At 60.7% G+C, this 15,387-nt stretch carries 12 protein-coding genes; 6 read left to right on the top strand and 6 right to left on the bottom strand.

Annotation, left to right across the window (positions count from 1 at the left end):
- Positions 1–147 precede the first annotated feature (147 nt).
- The 3 genes from pyrF to SFUM_RS23120 form a co-directional block, all read right to left on the bottom strand.
- Positions 148–885, bottom strand: a complete 738-nt coding sequence (gene pyrF / locus SFUM_RS08930) for an orotidine-5'-phosphate decarboxylase (protein WP_011698585.1) — start codon at positions 883–885, stop codon at positions 148–150.
- 84 nt (positions 886–969) lie between these two features.
- Positions 970–1,590 (bottom strand): GyrI-like domain-containing protein, encoded by a 621-nt coding sequence (locus tag SFUM_RS08925; protein WP_086014326.1) that lies wholly within the window; start codon positions 1,588–1,590, stop codon positions 970–972.
- 570 nt (positions 1,591–2,160) lie between these two features.
- Complete coding sequence (locus SFUM_RS23120) at positions 2,161–2,316, bottom strand: hypothetical protein (RefSeq protein WP_153307208.1); 156 nt, start codon at positions 2,314–2,316, stop codon at positions 2,161–2,163.
- A gap of 855 nt (positions 2,317–3,171) precedes the next feature.
- Here SFUM_RS23120 and SFUM_RS08915 point away from each other — a divergent pair.
- From SFUM_RS08915 to SFUM_RS08895, 5 genes are all read left to right on the top strand, one after another.
- Positions 3,172–4,302: a class II glutamine amidotransferase gene (locus SFUM_RS08915; RefSeq protein ID WP_011698582.1), complete on the top strand. Its 1,131-nt coding sequence runs from the start codon at positions 3,172–3,174 to the stop codon at positions 4,300–4,302.
- Positions 4,266–5,924 (top strand): glutamate synthase-related protein, encoded by a 1,659-nt coding sequence (locus SFUM_RS08910; RefSeq protein WP_011698581.1) that lies wholly within the window; start codon positions 4,266–4,268, stop codon positions 5,922–5,924. Before SFUM_RS08915 ends, SFUM_RS08910 begins: the two co-directional genes overlap by 37 nt.
- A 52-nt stretch (positions 5,925–5,976) precedes the next feature.
- Positions 5,977–8,310, top strand: a complete 2,334-nt coding sequence (locus SFUM_RS08905; protein ID WP_011698580.1) for an FAD-dependent oxidoreductase — start codon at positions 5,977–5,979, stop codon at positions 8,308–8,310.
- 368 nt (positions 8,311–8,678) lie between these two features.
- Positions 8,679–9,119, top strand: coding sequence for a Fur family transcriptional regulator (locus SFUM_RS08900; RefSeq protein WP_011698579.1), 441 nt, complete (start codon positions 8,679–8,681; stop codon positions 9,117–9,119).
- Positions 9,120–9,457: 338 nt separating this feature from the next.
- Entirely contained in the window at positions 9,458–10,918 is a 1,461-nt protein-coding gene (locus tag SFUM_RS08895) for a catalase (protein WP_208597213.1), read from the top strand.
- Positions 10,919–11,403: 485 nt separating this feature from the next.
- Here the strand turns inward: SFUM_RS08895 and SFUM_RS08890 are convergent, their stop codons facing one another.
- Positions 11,404–12,177 carry an ABC transporter substrate-binding protein gene (locus SFUM_RS08890; RefSeq protein ID WP_011698577.1) on the bottom strand — a complete coding sequence of 258 codons (774 nt, stop codon included), beginning with the start codon at positions 12,175–12,177 and terminating at the stop codon, positions 11,404–11,406.
- On the bottom strand, positions 12,174–13,052 hold the full coding sequence (locus SFUM_RS21665) for a DUF3786 domain-containing protein (protein ID WP_049766334.1): 879 nt from the start codon (positions 13,050–13,052) through the stop codon (positions 12,174–12,176). The genes SFUM_RS08890 and SFUM_RS21665 overlap by 4 nt, the downstream gene beginning before the upstream one ends.
- 340 nt (positions 13,053–13,392) lie before the next feature.
- On the opposite strand from SFUM_RS21665, the gene galE reads away from it, so the two are divergent.
- Positions 13,393–14,349 carry a UDP-glucose 4-epimerase GalE gene (galE, locus tag SFUM_RS08875; protein ID WP_011698575.1) on the top strand — a complete coding sequence of 319 codons (957 nt, stop codon included), beginning with the start codon at positions 13,393–13,395 and terminating at the stop codon, positions 14,347–14,349.
- 176 nt (positions 14,350–14,525) lie between these two features.
- Here galE and SFUM_RS08870 read toward each other — a convergent pair whose 3' ends face one another.
- Entirely contained in the window at positions 14,526–15,347 is an 822-nt protein-coding gene (locus tag SFUM_RS08870) for a metallophosphoesterase family protein (protein ID WP_011698574.1), read from the bottom strand.
- Positions 15,348–15,387: the final 40 nt, after the last annotated feature.

Raw genomic sequence — 15,387 nt, 5'->3', positions numbered from 1 at the left:
GGAATCCGGGGTCGGAATTGAAGGATCGAAATTTACCCGTCGACGCCGTTGCCGCGAGCACCGGCTCTTCGCCAAGGTCGCGGCCGGGTCGATGCCGACAAAGGCGAGCGTGATCGAACAATGCGCCTCCTGCGTGCGAAGACAGGGTCAACCTCCCGCCTCGCGCGCCTCCAGAGCTTCTTTAATGGAAACCTTCATGCCCGCCACGAGCTCATGCGGGTTCGCGGCCTGGCGGATGGGCCTGCCGACGACGATGTAGTCCGCACCGTTCAGAAATGCCGCGCGCACGTCCACCACGCGTTTCTGATCGTCCGCCCGGTTGGCCACCGGCCTGACTCCCGGAACGACCACCAGGAATCTGTCGCCCAGCTCGTGTCTGAGCCGGGATGCTTCCAGGCCGGAAGACACCACGCCGGCGCAACCGATCCGGAGTGCCCGTCGCGCCCTGGACAGGACAAGCTCTTCGGGAGAGCATTGAAAACCGAGATCCCGTAGATCGCCTTCATCCAGGCTGGTCAGAACGGTCACCGCCAGGATCTTGACGTCGTATCCGGCCGTCACCGCCGCTTCGAGGATGGCGTCGTTTCCATGGACGGTCGTCAGGGAGATGCCCCTGTCCCTGAGTTGGGATACCGCGGAAGCAACGGTCTGAGGCACGTCGAAGAACTTGAGATCGACCATCACTTCCATGCCCCGCTTGACGATCCAGTCGATGATGCCGAACCCTCCGGCGAGAAACAGCTGCAGCCCGACCTTGTAGAAACCGATATCTCCCTCCAGCCGCCTCACCCACTCCCGGGCTGTTTTCGGAGACTCCACATCCAGGGCGAAAATGATGCGCTTGTCGATGGCGATGGACTTGCCGGGACCAGGCGTTTGCGACATGGTTTTTCGAACTCCGCAACACCCGCGCCCGCTCATCGATCGGATCGCCGCCCGAGCGGGGCGTGAGAGGACAATGTGGACGAATCATTCATTCCGGGATATCGGCTGACGAAGGATGGTCTTCAGTTTTTCGGGTACCGTCCGGCGCGGATCGTTCAAGTATATTTCGTGGTGCTTTCCTCGTGCGATCCACCCGTTCTCCATCATGAGGGCGTGCATCTTCTCGATGGTCCGATGCTCATCGCAGTAGGCTCCGACATGCAATGCCTGTACGGCCGGTCCTTCCTCGCAAGCCTCCAGCCTGACATCCGGGAGTGCACGGTCCTTTTTCTTCACCATCAACTGCTTTCGGGCTTCCGCGACCATGACGGGTTCAACGTGTTCGGGCTGTCGGATCATCAGGGTCCATCGCCAGGAATGCAGATCGCGAAAGGAGAAGGAAGACGAATCATCCGTCCACCAAAGGCATTCCAGGGGAGGAACAACGAAGTCCGGGAAGGTTCCGGCCTTCTTGAACGTGGACTTCAGGCTGTACGCAATACCGAACAGGGTCTCAACCGTTCGGGCGAATTCCGGAGTCTTGGTGGGATCTCCCCGGCCGTCGGCCATGAGGAAGACCATCGCCGGAACATCGACAAGCACGGGCCAGCCAGCGGGCGGCCTGTATAGATCTTTGTGCTGCTTCTTGAAATCTATCGTTGTCACAAGCACTCCTGCAGCGGGCTCCATAGCACTCACAGCAAGTGAGCCTATCGGTTTTGACTGTTCGTGTAAACGAAAAAGAAGAGGGCTCAGCGCCGTAAAAGGCCGCTACGGCATGAAATGAAAACGCGAGGGCAAGGGAAGTCCGAGTCGCAGGTTTCGACGCCGGCTTCCCGTTGTGGAGTCCGCTTGACCTTCACACTCACGCATGCTTCCCATCCCGAAGGGTTATCGGGATCGAGCTTGACTCCGGCAATCCCGCCGCGTTCGCGAACCCCCTTCGTATCGGTTCGGAACTGCAAGCCTTCGCCGGGCTCCTCAGTAATGGGCGCCGATTTCGAGTCCCCCGGAAACGGAGGTCGTAAACGCCGGCCTCGAAGCGGCATGGTTGTCGATTCTCGCAAAAGACGCTGAATTCCTTTCTGCACGGGCACTTGACCCGGATTCCACGGGACGAGCCCCGCAAAGTAGACTCGCCGATTGTCCCGCGCGGACCGCGACACAGGCATGCGATCCCCGCTGTTTTGGAATCGCCGAGATAGGCTCCCGGCTTCCGCTCCTTGATCCGGGTGATCACTTCTCGCTCCGGCACAGGCGGTCGATTCCATCGAGGATCAGCAGACCGCCGCCGACGACCGCAACGCATGCCGGAAATGAACCCGTCGAGACCTGATACAACCCGATCAGAGCGACCATGCAACCGACAATCACTTGAATCGAGCTAACCATATTTCACCTTCTTAGTCAAATCCTGTCACATCCGATTCGATCCAATACGACAGCCGTTGCTCTCAATGGTAGCAAGGCCCGTGCCAAGAGCCCGCCGACCCGAAGGAGGAGGCGAAGCGGTCCCCACTGAGACATTGGCTGCCGGAGACCCGGTATCGCCCCGCCGTCCGTTTCCCAGCCGGGGTCCACCGGGAAAGTGGGCCGTGGCGTCCTGCCCGGATGCTTACGCGGAGCCGCATTGGGCTGGCCGGTCATCCCGGGGGCACCGGGAATCCTTTTGGTTCCATAGTGTGCCGATCGGGGCAAAAGGTTACAAAAACGTCCGGTGATTCCGGGCAGGCATGGTCGAGCTGCGACGTTCGTTGTCATGACGTGCCGAAAGGGAATGCGCGAGTCATGCTGTCATTTGAGTAAAATGATGAAATATCGTCATTTTGCTGTGAAAGTGGGAAAAGTCTGCGTGGGTGCAAAATTCTTTCTGGAAGTCTTCGGTATGTATGTTATTTTTGTGTCACACCGGTTGTTGAGGTTCAAATATCGTTTTCGATGGGTCGCGGGGGCCGTTTTTGCCTTGCAATGCTTTGACGGATCGGTAGGATAGCGAATTTTGAGGTCAGCCCGGACGGAACGCGGGCGGAGTGCGGCGCGGGAAGACGGTTTCACGACAGAGCCCGTTGTTTTTCCGCGCCGTTTATGTTCTTAAAAAAAGCTGTGCGTTTGCGGCGGCCGTATTACACGGACCGGACGTTGTGGTGACAAATATGTCCGGGCAGTGCGGCCTCGTCGATATATTGGAGAACCGCCCCCGCCTCAGGGTAGGACTTCCCGCGGTTCGGAAAAGGAGAAGAGAGTGCGATGTGCCGATTGTTTGCCGTAACCAGCGAGGAACCTCAGTCTCCCATCATGGCCGTCAAGGCGCTGGATGTGATGCGGGAGGGGCACGACGGTTCGGGTGTGGGACTCTTCATGAGCGATCTCGGCGGTCCCCTGGAAGAAATGAAGGGCGCCCCCATCCTCTCGGGGATTTTCACCAACGAGGGGTTGAAGCGCCTGGATCAATATATGATGAACCTCGGCTTCATGACCAAGTACAAACTGTCCATCAAGGTTCCCAAGAATCCGCCCGCGGGAGTCCCGAGGCGGGACATCTACCTGGTCCGGGCCTATGAATACCCGGAGGCCTGGGAGGGGTTGAGCGATCGGGAGCTTCAGCAGCGGTTGCTGATGACCCGGATTCAACTCCGCAGCATGGGAGAGGAAACCGGGGACATGATCGTGTACAGTTTCTGGCCGGATGTCATCATGATCAAGGAACTCGGGGATCCGCTCTCCGTGGCGGAATACCTGAGGCTGGACCGGGAGGAGCTGCAGGCGCGGGTGATCCTGGCTCAGGGGCGTCAGAACACGAACTACGCCATCAATCTCTACGCCTGCCATCCCTTTTTCATTCAGGGCATCGCTTCCATGACCAACGGCGAGAACACGGCTTTCGTGCCCATCAGGGAATTCCTCTCCACCCGCGGATTCCCGGGTTACATCGGGTACCAGTCCGATTCGGAGGTGTTCACGCACATTCTTCATTTCACGCTCAATCGACTGGGATTGCCTCTGGAGGCGTACAAGCACGTCATCACGCCGTTGCAGGACGACGACCTCGAGCGCCATCCAAACGGCCCGCTCCTCAAGCAGCTCAAGCATTCGTGCCGCAGGCTGATCATAGACGGTCCCAATTGTGTCATGGGATGTCTGCCGGACAACACCCTGTTCGTGGTCCAGGACCGCAAGAAGCTTCGTCCGGCCGTCGTGGGCGGGCGCCCGGGTCTCTACGCCGTCTCCTCGGAGATGTGCGGTCTTGACGCCGCCATCCCGGACCGCGACAAGAAGAAAGACTTTCAACCCATGCACCTGGACACCGCAATCATTCGTCCCGATCGTTCGGAGGTCAAGATATGCTCTCAAACGGAACCCTTACCCCTTCCACTCTAAGCGTCAAGGACCTGCTGTGGCAGATTCACTGGGAGAAGGACAAGTGCACGCTGTGCGGCCGCTGCACGGCGGTGTGCCCGGTGCACGCTATCGAACTGGGGGTGCACCGGAAGCGATCGGTCCGGCTCCCGGCGCTCGCCGAAATCGGGCCCGGCAGCGGCGGATCGAACGTGTACGAGGTCTACCACGGCATCCGGCAGAAGACCGACCCGGCCTATGCATGCGTGGGTTGCGCCACGTGCAGCCTGGTTTGTCCCAATGACTGCATCGCGCCCTACCGGAGCGATGAGGTGGACAAGCTGCGCTTTCACATCAATCGGGGCGGCCAGGCGCGCAGTCGAGGCGGCCGCAGGAATGTGCCCGAATTCGCCGGGGGCAGCGTTCTGGACCGGATCAAATTCATCCGTATCTCGATGCTCACGGACCCGGCGCTCGACGCCGGGCGGCACGAATTCGAGCTGCGCACCCTGCTGGGCAGGGTCCTGCCGCCCGAGGAGAATCTGAGGCTCTACAGGGAACAGGGATGGATCCCCCCCGTGCGTGAGATCTATCCGCTCATCATCGGCGGCATGTCCTTCGGCGCGCTTTCCCCCAACATGTGGGAAGGCTTGCAGATGGGTATCGCCTACCTCAACGAAGAGATCGGCATGCCGGTTCGTATGTGTACCGGCGAGGGCGGGTGCCCTCCGCGGCTGCTGAGGTCCCGTTTTCTCAAGTACGTGATCCTCCAGATCGCCAGCGGCTACTTCGGTTGGGACGAAATCGTGCACGCCCTGCCGCACATGAAGGAAGACCCCTGTGCCGTGGAGATCAAGTACGGCCAGGGGGCGAAACCCGGGGACGGCGGGCTGCTGATGTGGTACAAGGTGAACAAGCTCATCGCCGCCATTCGCGGCGTGCCGCCCGGAGTGAGCCTGCCGAGCCCGCCGACCCACCAGACCAAGTATTCCATCGAGGAAGCGGTGGCCAAGATGATCCAGTCCATGTACATGGCCTGGGGTTTCCGCGTCCCCGTCTACCCGAAGATCTCGGGGACCTCGACGGCCCTGGCGGTCCTTAACAACCTGACCCGAAACCAGTATGCCGGGGGCCTTGCCATCGACGGCGAAGACGGAGGGACCGGGGCCGCATACAACATCTCGATGGACCACATGGGACATCCCATCGCGAGCAATATCCGCGACTGCTATCTCAACCTGGTGAAACTGGGCAGACAGAACGAGATTCCACTCTTTGCCGGCGGCGGCGTGGGCAAGAACGGCAAGCTGGCGGCAAACGCGGCCGCCCTCATCATGCTGGGGGCGAGCGGCGTCCAGTGCGGCAAGTACATCATGCAGGCAGCCGCAGGCTGCGTCGGGTCGGAATCGGATCGCTGCAACGTGTGCAACGTCGGTTTGTGTCCCAAGGGCATCACTTCCCAGGACCCGAGGCTCTACCGGCGCATCGATCCCGAGAAGGTGGCCGAACGCGTGGTGGACGTTTTCCTGAGCTTCGATATGGAGCTGAAAAAGATCGTGGCGCCGCTCGGCCGTTCCACATCGCTCCCCATTGGAATGTCGGACGCTCTGGCCATCAACGATGCCGATGCCGCCCAGCGCCTGCAGATTCAATACGTCGTCTAGCCCGTGCGGCATGCCCGCTGCGAGGGCGGCCGGTCAATATGGAGAAATGCAGATGAGCAATCAGCCATACATTCGGATACCCGGTGTGGAGAACGGCCACCGCCTGGAATCGCGCATCCTGGAGGAACGGATTCAGAAGGCGGTCGAAAGCGGCTGCCGGTATCTGGAAATCGAAGCCTACGGCCAGCACGGCCTGGGGGGACGCTTGTGGAGGGCCGGTGAAGATCCCGTCTATGTCAAGATCACCGGTTCCGTCGGTCAACGTGTGGGTTCCATGGGGTTTCCGAACACGCGCATCGAAGTCTTCGGGCCGGGATCGGACGATGTCGGCTGGTTGAACGGGGGCGCCGAGATCACCATTCACGGCAATGCGGCCAACGGGATCGGCAACGCCATGGCGCAGGGCAAGATTTACGTGGCGGGCAACACGGGCGCCCGCGGGATGACAATGACCAAGCGCAACCCGCGCTTTGAGCCTCCGGAGCTGTGGGTGCTCGGTTCCGTGGGCGATTACTTTGCGGAATTCATGGCCGGAGGCATTGCGGTGGTCTGCGGATACGAGCCGCAGAATCCCGAAAACGTGCTCGGCTATCGGCCTTGCGTCGGCATGGTGGGCGGCAGGATTTACTTCCGCGGGCCTCACAAGGGGTACAGTCGCGCCGATGCCCGGCTCATGCCTCTTTCCGATGAAGACTGGTCCTGGTTGTCCGGGAACCTCAAAACCTATTTGCGGGCCATCAATCGTCTCGAACTGCTCGATCAACTGGAGGACCGGGAGCAGTGGCAATCGCTGATCGCTCGGGGGCCGCAGGAAAAGTACGCCAAACCGGCCCGTTCCATGGCCGCCTTCCGCCGTGAAATCTGGGACGAGGAACTCGGCAGGGGCGGTCTGATCGGGGATCTCACGGACCTGGACCGCGGTCCGATTTCCATCATCACCACGGGACACTTGCGCCGGTACGTGCCCGTCTGGGAAAACCGGAAGTACGCCGCCCCCTGTGAGGCGAGCTGTCCCACGGGGATGCCCGTGCACGAGCGGTGGCGCCTCATCCGGGCCGGCCGAATCGACGAGGCCGTCGATCTCGCGCTGTCCTATACGCCTTTCCCGGCTTCGGTCTGCGGGTACCTGTGTCCGAACCTGTGCATGCAGGGCTGCACGCGCGGGACGATCAACATGGCTCCCGTCGACGTCAGCCAACTGGGCAAGGCGAGCATAAAGGCCAGGCTGCCCGAGCTGCCCCCGCTTTCCGGGAAACGCGTGGCGGTCATCGGCGGCGGACCGGCGGGTATCTCGGTCGCCTGGCAACTGCGCCGCAAGGGCCATGAGACCGTGATCTACGATACGCGAGGCGCCCTCGGCGGCAAGATCTCCGCGCTCATCCCCTCCTCCCGCATTCCGGGAGACGTCATCGACGCAGAGGTGGAACGCATCCGGGAAGCCATTCCTCATGTGCATCTGCAGCAGAAGCTCGATCGCGGCGATGTCGAACAGCTCAAGGCCGACAACGACTTCGTGGTGGTTGCCGTGGGCGCGAACAAGCCCCGGGTGATCCCCATTCCGGGCAAGGAGCGGATGATCCCGGCGCTCGATTTCCTGCTGCAAAGCAAGAGCGGCCGGATCCAGGTCGGTCGCCGCGTCGTGATCGTCGGCGCCGGCAACGTCGGCTGCGATGCGGCAACCGAGGCGTTTCGCCTGGGCGCCGAAGAAGTCACCCTGGTGGATATCCAGGAGCCGCTTTCCTTCGGGAAGGAGCGCAAGGCGGCCGAAGAGGCCGGCGCCAGTTTCCGCTGGCCGTGCTTCAGCAAGGCCGTGACTGAAGAAGGCCTCGAGCTGACCTCCGGGGAGGTTATCCCCGCCGACACCGTGATCATTTCCGTCGGCGACATGCCCGACCTTGATTTTCTGCCGGAGACCGTAGCCGTGGAACGGGGCTTCGTGAAGGTGGACGAATCCTACCAGACGACGGATCCGCAGGTCTTCGCCATCGGCGATGCCGTGAAGCTGGGACTCCTGACCGATGCCATCGGGGCCGGCCGCAAGGCGGCCCAGGCCATCTCCGATATCCTCGAAGGAAAAAGACCGCGCGGCGACGCTCGGAAGATGATCGACTACAACCGCATCAGGCTGGAATACTTCGACCCGCGCATGCTCAAATTCGACGGCATCGAGCAGTGCGCGTCCCAATGCTCCTCCTGCGGTGCGTGCCGCGACTGCGGCATCTGTGTCACCATGTGCCCTCAGACCGCCATTTCCAGACAGGAAAAGGACAATCCCTTCGGCTTCGAAATGGTGGTCGACCCCGACCGCTGCATCGGCTGCGGATTCTGCGCCGGTTCGTGTCCGTGCGGCATTTGGGACCTGGTGGAAAACGATCCGCTGGAATAGTGCGAACAAACCGCTTTGACGACGGATCGATCCCGGCGCCGCCGGCATGACGCGTTTGAATCCACCGGCTTGAAGACGAATCGGGGGGGCAGCCGCCCCCCTTTTTGTCCGAAGAGCTCACCGAGCTTGTCCGCCCTACTCGGAAGCGTTTCCCGGAGACTCACGTTCGCCGTTCAATGAGGACGCGCGCGACGATTGCGGTTTCCCGGTGCGGCCCTCATCACCGCCGCTTCCTTTCCCCGTGGAATCCTCCGTGCGCCGAGGGTCTCGAGTAGAATTATTTTATAAGAATATTTCCTATTGACATTGCTGTCTGTTTAGATAATACTTCTCCTTAACGTGCCACTCTGCAGAAAGGAGTGTGAGGTATGGGTGCACATCAGGATCGAGTGGACCTGGTCATCAAAAGGCTCAAGCAAAAGGGATGCCGGATCACACCCCAGCGGCTCGCCATAATCCGGATATTGGCGGAAAGCAATGTGCACCCGACCGTCGAGGAGATTTACGAGAGGGTCCGGGTCAATTTCCCCACCACAAGCCTGGCCACCGTCTACAAGACCGTGTCGGTGATGAAGGAACTGGGAGAAGTGCTGGAGCTGGAATTCAGCAGCGATCAAAACCGGTATGACGGACACAATCCGAGCCCTCACCCCCACTGCATCTGCGTGAAATGCCGAAGCATCGTCGATCCCGAATTGGGCAGTCTCGCCCATATCACCCGGGAACTGGCTTCAGGAACGGGGTACAGGATCTTGAGCCATCGCCTTGATTTTTACGGAATATGTCCAAAATGTCAGGGCGAATCCTAGACGTCTTCCCGTTGCTTGTTTGCAGAGAATGGTTATCAATAAACACATCTGTGGCCAGTATGCATCCCCTGTCGGCATTTCAGGATAACCGACGAGTCTCTCCGTGATGTGTCGAAGCACCCCCTCGGGGACAAAGGGGTGCGGTACATGGAGGACGTATTTGCAGACGGCTTTTCGGCAGGTGGGCCTGTCACCGGTGTGTGGCCGTGCGCTTCGTTTGACTTTGAGCCGCCGTCGCGAAAATGACGGAACAAGAGCGATCGGGCGGAACGTGCCATTTGACCGCGTCTCCAAAGCATTCCATTCAACCACAACCATGCAGACCAAGGAGATGAATGATGAGCGAGAAGAAGAAACTCACCACCAGAAACGGTGCTCCCGTCGTTGACAATCAAAATACCATGACCGCGGGACGCCGGGGCCCCGTATTGCTGCAGGATGTCTGGTACCTGGAGAAGCTGGCCCATTTCGATCGGGAGGTGATTCCCGAGCGCCGGATGCATGCCAAGGGATCCGGCGCTTACGGCACCTTCACCGTCACTCACGATATCACCAAGTATACCAGGGCCAGGATTTTCTCCTCCATCGGCAAGAAGACGGACCTTTTCGTGCGTTTCTCCACGGTAGCGGGCGAGCGTGGGGCCGCCGACGCCGAGCGGGACATCCGGGGCTTTGCGGTCAAGTTTTACACCGAGGAAGGGAACTGGGACCTCGTGGGCAACAATACGCCCGTCTTCTTCCTGCGCGACCCCCTGAAGTTCCCGGACCTGAACCATGCCGTCAAGAGGGATCCTCGCACCAACCTGCGCAGCGCCCTCAACAACTGGGATTTCTGGAGCTCTCTGCCCGAAGCGCTGCACCAGGTCACCATCGTCATGAGCGACCGGGGCATCCCGGCCACCTATCGCCACATGCACGGTTTCGGCAGCCACACGTTCAGCATGATCAACGCCAAGAACGAACGCTGTTGGGTCAAGTTCCATTTCCGCACCCAGCAGGGGATCCGGAACCTCACCGACGAGGAGGCGGAGGCGGCGATCGGCAAATGCAGGGAAAGCCACCAGCGCGATCTCTACGAGAGCATCGAGAAGGGCGATTTCCCCCGTTGGACGCTGTTCATCCAGGTGATGCCGGAAAAGGATGCCGCCAAGTACCGTTTTCACCCCTTCGATCTCACCAAGGTCTGGCTGAAGAAGGACTACCCGTTGATCGAAGTCGGCGTCCTGGAACTGAACCGCAACCCCGAAAACTACTTTGCCGAGGTTGAGCAATCCGCCTTCAACCCGGCCAACGTCGTGCCCGGGATAGGCTTCTCGCCCGACAAGATGCTGCAGGGACGACTGTTTTCATACGGCGATGCCCAGCGCTACCGGCTCGGCGTCAACCATCACCAGATCCCGGTCAACGCTCCCCGGTGTCCCTATCACAGTTACCACCGCGACGGCTCGATGCGGGTTGACGGCAATTACGGCAGCACCCTCGGCTATGAGCCCAACAGCTTCGGTGAATGGCAGGAGCAGCCGGAATTCGCCGAGCCGCCCCTTGCGCTGGATGGTCCCGCGGACCACTGGAATTTCCGTGAAGACGACGATGATTACTACACCCAGCCCGGCCTGTTGTTCCGCCTCATCGGCCCCGAAAAACAGGCGCTGCTTTTTGCCAACACCGCCCGGGCCATCAAGGACGCTCCCGTGGAGATCCAGATGCGCCACATCGGCAACTGCCTGAAAGCGGATCCCGCATATGGCAAGGGAGTGGCCGACGCCCTGGGCATTTCGCTCTCCGACCTTCCCAAGTAGTCGAAGCTCTCTCGTTTTGATGTGAGATGAAAACAGGGGTTCACCCGCTTTTCGAGCGGGCGAACCCCTTCATTTTGGCCCTGTTGCCGACGATGGGAATCGAGCGTTGCTCGCCTTGACGCATCGAGCGATCGAATGGCTTCCTCTCGCGCTCGAACGGTCATTTCCCGGGCGGCTCCTCCGACGATGGGAATAGGCCCTGCGGGGACAATTTGCCGAATGCGTCCGGCTATGTTTTCCACGCAAGGCCGGGGGGCGATATCGCGGCGCGTTCGGAGGCGGGCCCCCCAAGCCGAATTGTGCCTGAACCCGAGGTGCGTTCAAGATGACACAACACCTGCCCGTCGGGAGGTAACGCGGGGGATAAACCGCGCCCCTTGTACAGACCGATGTGCCCTTCAGACCAGGGGAGGGCTTTATGCCCTCCCGCAATGCACTCATCTTGTACGCAAAATTATATGAGGTGTTGCGGGCCCCGCATCGACTCACAGTGCGCAACCCGGATACAGTGCCTCGCACAGCCGTTCCACCATGTCCACGATCCGCGGGCCGGACCGGCAGGTCAGGCCGCAGTCGTACACGTGGACCCGGCCGTTGCGGACGGCCCGGATTTCCCGCCACAGCGGATCCTTCTCCAGGAGGGGCTTGATGAACGGTTCGCAAAAGAAGATGACCTCGGGGTTTCTCGAACGCACCGCAGTGGGATCGCAGACGTAGTAAGGGGCCGGACCGTCTCCCATGAGGTTGCGGCCGCCGGCCCGCTCGACGGCATCGTGCTGAAAGGAACCTGAGCCGACCGTGATGAGCGGTTTCCAGTGCATGATGCGGAACACCATCGGCCTCAGTGCGGGGCCGGTGTCGTGGACGAAGCGGTCCACGCGCTCCAGCCGCTCTTGGAGCCCTTCCACCAGTGTTGCCCCCACATCCTGACAATCGAGGATTTCCGCCAGTTCGAGGATAGCCTCCAGGGATTCCCGCACCGATTTCGGATCGCCGTGGACCACGCTGATGCCTGCTTCGAGCAGCGTGTCCCGCACTTCCTCGTGGTGACTTCCGAAGGTGCACACGAGGTCGGGTGCGGCGGCGATGACCCGGCGAAGGTCGGGGGCGTACCATGAGCCGAACCTGGGAATGTGTTCCACGCCATCCGGAAAGTCGCAGTTCTCGGTGACGCCGATAAGGTTGCCCAGCCGGTCGAGCGCCGCGACGATTTCGGTTTGAGTCGGCGCAAGCGATATGATTCGGGATACCGTCCTCACCGCTCTTCCCCCGGGAGCAAATCCCGAGCCGCCGCCGCAAGCGTCCTGCAAAAGACTCCCGTAAAAGCCCAGAGCGTGTCGAGCGCCTTGAACTGGGTGCTCACGGTTTCGTCGAAAAGAATGTGCAGGGCGGGCTCGAACTCCTCGTCCCCCTCCCACAGGACGACCAGCAGGGGCACCCTCGGGAGCACCTGGAATTCATAAGCGGCGTCTCCCAGATCGACGGGAGTGCCGCCGAGCAGTTCGGCGGTCGCTCGAAACAGCCTGGCATCGGGTCCGAACAATTCGATGAGGCTGTCGACAGGGAGGCGATGCAACCCGCGGAAGAACGCCTCGCCCGAAGGAATGTCCTTTTCGCCGATCCATTTCCGGGTGAGAGCGACGTTTTCGGCTTCCAGGAGATAGTGGAGCAACGACAGGTTCAGCTCGAAATCGACCCTGGGATAAGGCGGTGAATCCAGGACTTCGGTGGTCTCTTCCCCGGGGGTGATCAGGAGTTCGGCATTGAGGAAAGGCACCACGTAAGCGCGATGTTCGTCTTCATACTCCACCAGAGCGTTATGGCAGACGGTTTCGGGATCCGCTTCGCGGAGCCGCTCCCACAGGAGCGGGTCGACATCGGAGGGGTCCGAGTAGACGGGGGCGGAACGCACCTCCCGGAGCACTTCGTCGATGACCTCACGAGCTCTGGGCGCCATATTCTCCGGCACGAGGATCAGCCCCCAGCCCTTTTGAGGTACGAAAAGAGCGGAGTAGGGAGTCTCCTGGAAGGGACGGAGAATAGCCGGTATGCTTTCCTGGGACAGGGCGTCCATCAGGATATCGCCTTCGAAGCGATCCTCCAGCGTACAAACGGATATGAACTGGTCGGACATGTCTGCGGTTCCGGAGAAGCCGCGGGCGTGCCGGTTCCCAAACGGGACCGCCCGCACGGGGCTTCTGAAGAAGGGTTCGGTTGCGACCGGTCCGACAATCCGGAAGAGACGGCGATCATCGCCCGGAACCGGTATCCGGTCTTGAAAATGGTCACGGCAGCGAAGCACGGCCGGGGGTGCCGCAGTGAAAAATGCACTCCGCGGCAAACTGCGTTTCCATCTTCGTTCCAAAATGCCCTGCAAATGTGATAGAAAGGCATGGCATTTGAAGCCGTGAAGCTTTCCTCGGAAATATTAAGGGAATCGGGACCGATTTTCCAGCGATAATCAGGAGGCGCTCGTGAACATACTGGTCACCGGTGGGGCGGGATACATCGGCTCCCACACTTCGAAGCTTTTGAGAAAGGCGGGGCACACGCCCATCGCGTTCGACAATCTCTCCAACGGCTGGGCCGAACTGGTCAGGTTCGGTCCGTTCGTATTCGGTGACATCCGCAACGAGGAAGCGCTTGCCCGGGCACTCGAAGTCTTCAAGGTGGATGCCGTGATTCATTTTGCGGCGAAAGCCTACGTGGAGGAGTCCACCCGGCTTCCCGAAGAGTACTTCGACAACAACGTCGGCGGAACCGTGGCCCTCCTGAAGGCCATGAAACGGGCCGGGACGAAGACCCTGGTGTTCTCGAGCTCTTGCGCCACCTACGGCAACGCGCGAACCCCGACCATCAAGGAAAACCATCCCCAGGAGCCGACCAATCCCTACGGCCTGTCCAAGCTGATGTGCGAACAGGTGATTTCCACGGTGGCCCCGGTGGCGGGCATCCGTTTCGCCGCTCTGCGCTATTTCAACGTCATCGGAGGCGATCCCGAAGGGGAGGTCTACGAGCGGCACGAACCGGAAACGCACGTTCTGCCGAACCTGATGAAGGCCGGTCTGTCCGGCGCGGAGTTTTCACTGTACGGCACGAACCATCCGACACCCGACGGCACCGCGGTTCGGGACTACGTCTACGTCATGGACCTTGCGGCGGCGCACGTCAAGGCGCTGGATGTCTTAAGAGCACGGGACCGGCTGATCTCCAACGTCGGCAGGGGCCGCGGGACTTCCGTGCGCGAACTGCTGGAAATCGTGCGTCGGAACGTGAAGGCCGAACTGAACGTGGTGGAAAAACCCATCCGCCCGGGCGACCCGCCGGAACTGGTGGCCGACAACACCTACCTGAAGACCTGGTTCGATCACGAGTTCAAGAGCACGGCCGATGTAGTGAAGGAGCTTGCCGGGACATCACGAGCGCGGTAGCCCGGAGGGTATAAACCAGGGTTGCGTTCAACGGTTATGAACCGGGGGGGCGTTCATCCCCCACCACGTCTGGCCGGCAGATCGGTCCGTAGCAAAGGGCGGGATTATCCCCGCCCGCATCGCCTTCCGTTGGTCCCGTGTTTCAAAATATTGAACGCAGATTGTATCAAGACGTGCTATGAGCGGCTTTCGAGCAGTTCCATATATTTTCGCAACGTGGGCACGATGTGGCAGAAGCGAAGGGCGAGCATGTCTTCGATGAGTTGGCCGGTGGGGAAGGGAACGCGAAAAAGGGTCAGCGTGTCCGATTCGTTGTCGTAGAGCACCGAGTTGGCGATGGGGACGCCATCGCGATAGGGGCCTCCGACGCTCCCCGCCTTGATCCAATATTTCGAACCGGGCTGCAGGTGGAGAACCAGGTCCGCGTCGGGCGCGGGGCTGTAGGTCCGGATGTCTTCGAACCGGGGTCGCTCGGCTGTGTCGGGAAGCTCGAATACCGCGGGAACATGATCGTGTCCGCTGAAAATGAGCCGGTGCGGGTACTCGTGCCAAGCCGACAGGCATTCCGTCAGCGCGAATTCGTCCAGATAGTTGAAGCAATCGATGGTGGGCAGCTCTTCGGCGGCGGGCAGGTGGAAGGGGCTGTGATGGGTCACCACGAATTCCGGGCGCTCGAAGATCAACGGCAGGTTCGAGAGGTAATCCAGGGCCTGCGGAATGGAGGAAAGCAGCCCCGCGTTGTATGCGGTGGCCTGCATGCGGTCTACCTGGTGAGGATGATCGACGAACAGGCCGCACACGAGCAAGTCATGATTTCCCGCCACCGTGGAGATGCCGAGGGAGCGCATCCGCTGCAGGGTGCGATCGCCGAACGGAAGCCAGCCGACCAGGTCCCCCAGGCAGAATAGGGCGTCCGTTTTCTGCTTGTCCATGTGTTGCAGCACGGCCTCGAGGGCGTAGCCGTTCCCGTGAATATCCCCGAAGAAATAAGTGCGCATCCGAGCCTCCGATAAAGGGTGCAAGGCGCTGAATCGTCAT

The sequence above is a fragment of the Syntrophobacter fumaroxidans MPOB genome (assembly GCF_000014965.1).
In the GTDB taxonomy this organism is placed as follows: domain Bacteria; phylum Desulfobacterota; class Syntrophobacteria; order Syntrophobacterales; family Syntrophobacteraceae; genus Syntrophobacter; species Syntrophobacter fumaroxidans.
The sequence above is the reverse complement of the archived record's forward strand: the minus strand, read 5'-3'. Positions and strand labels throughout refer to the sequence as shown.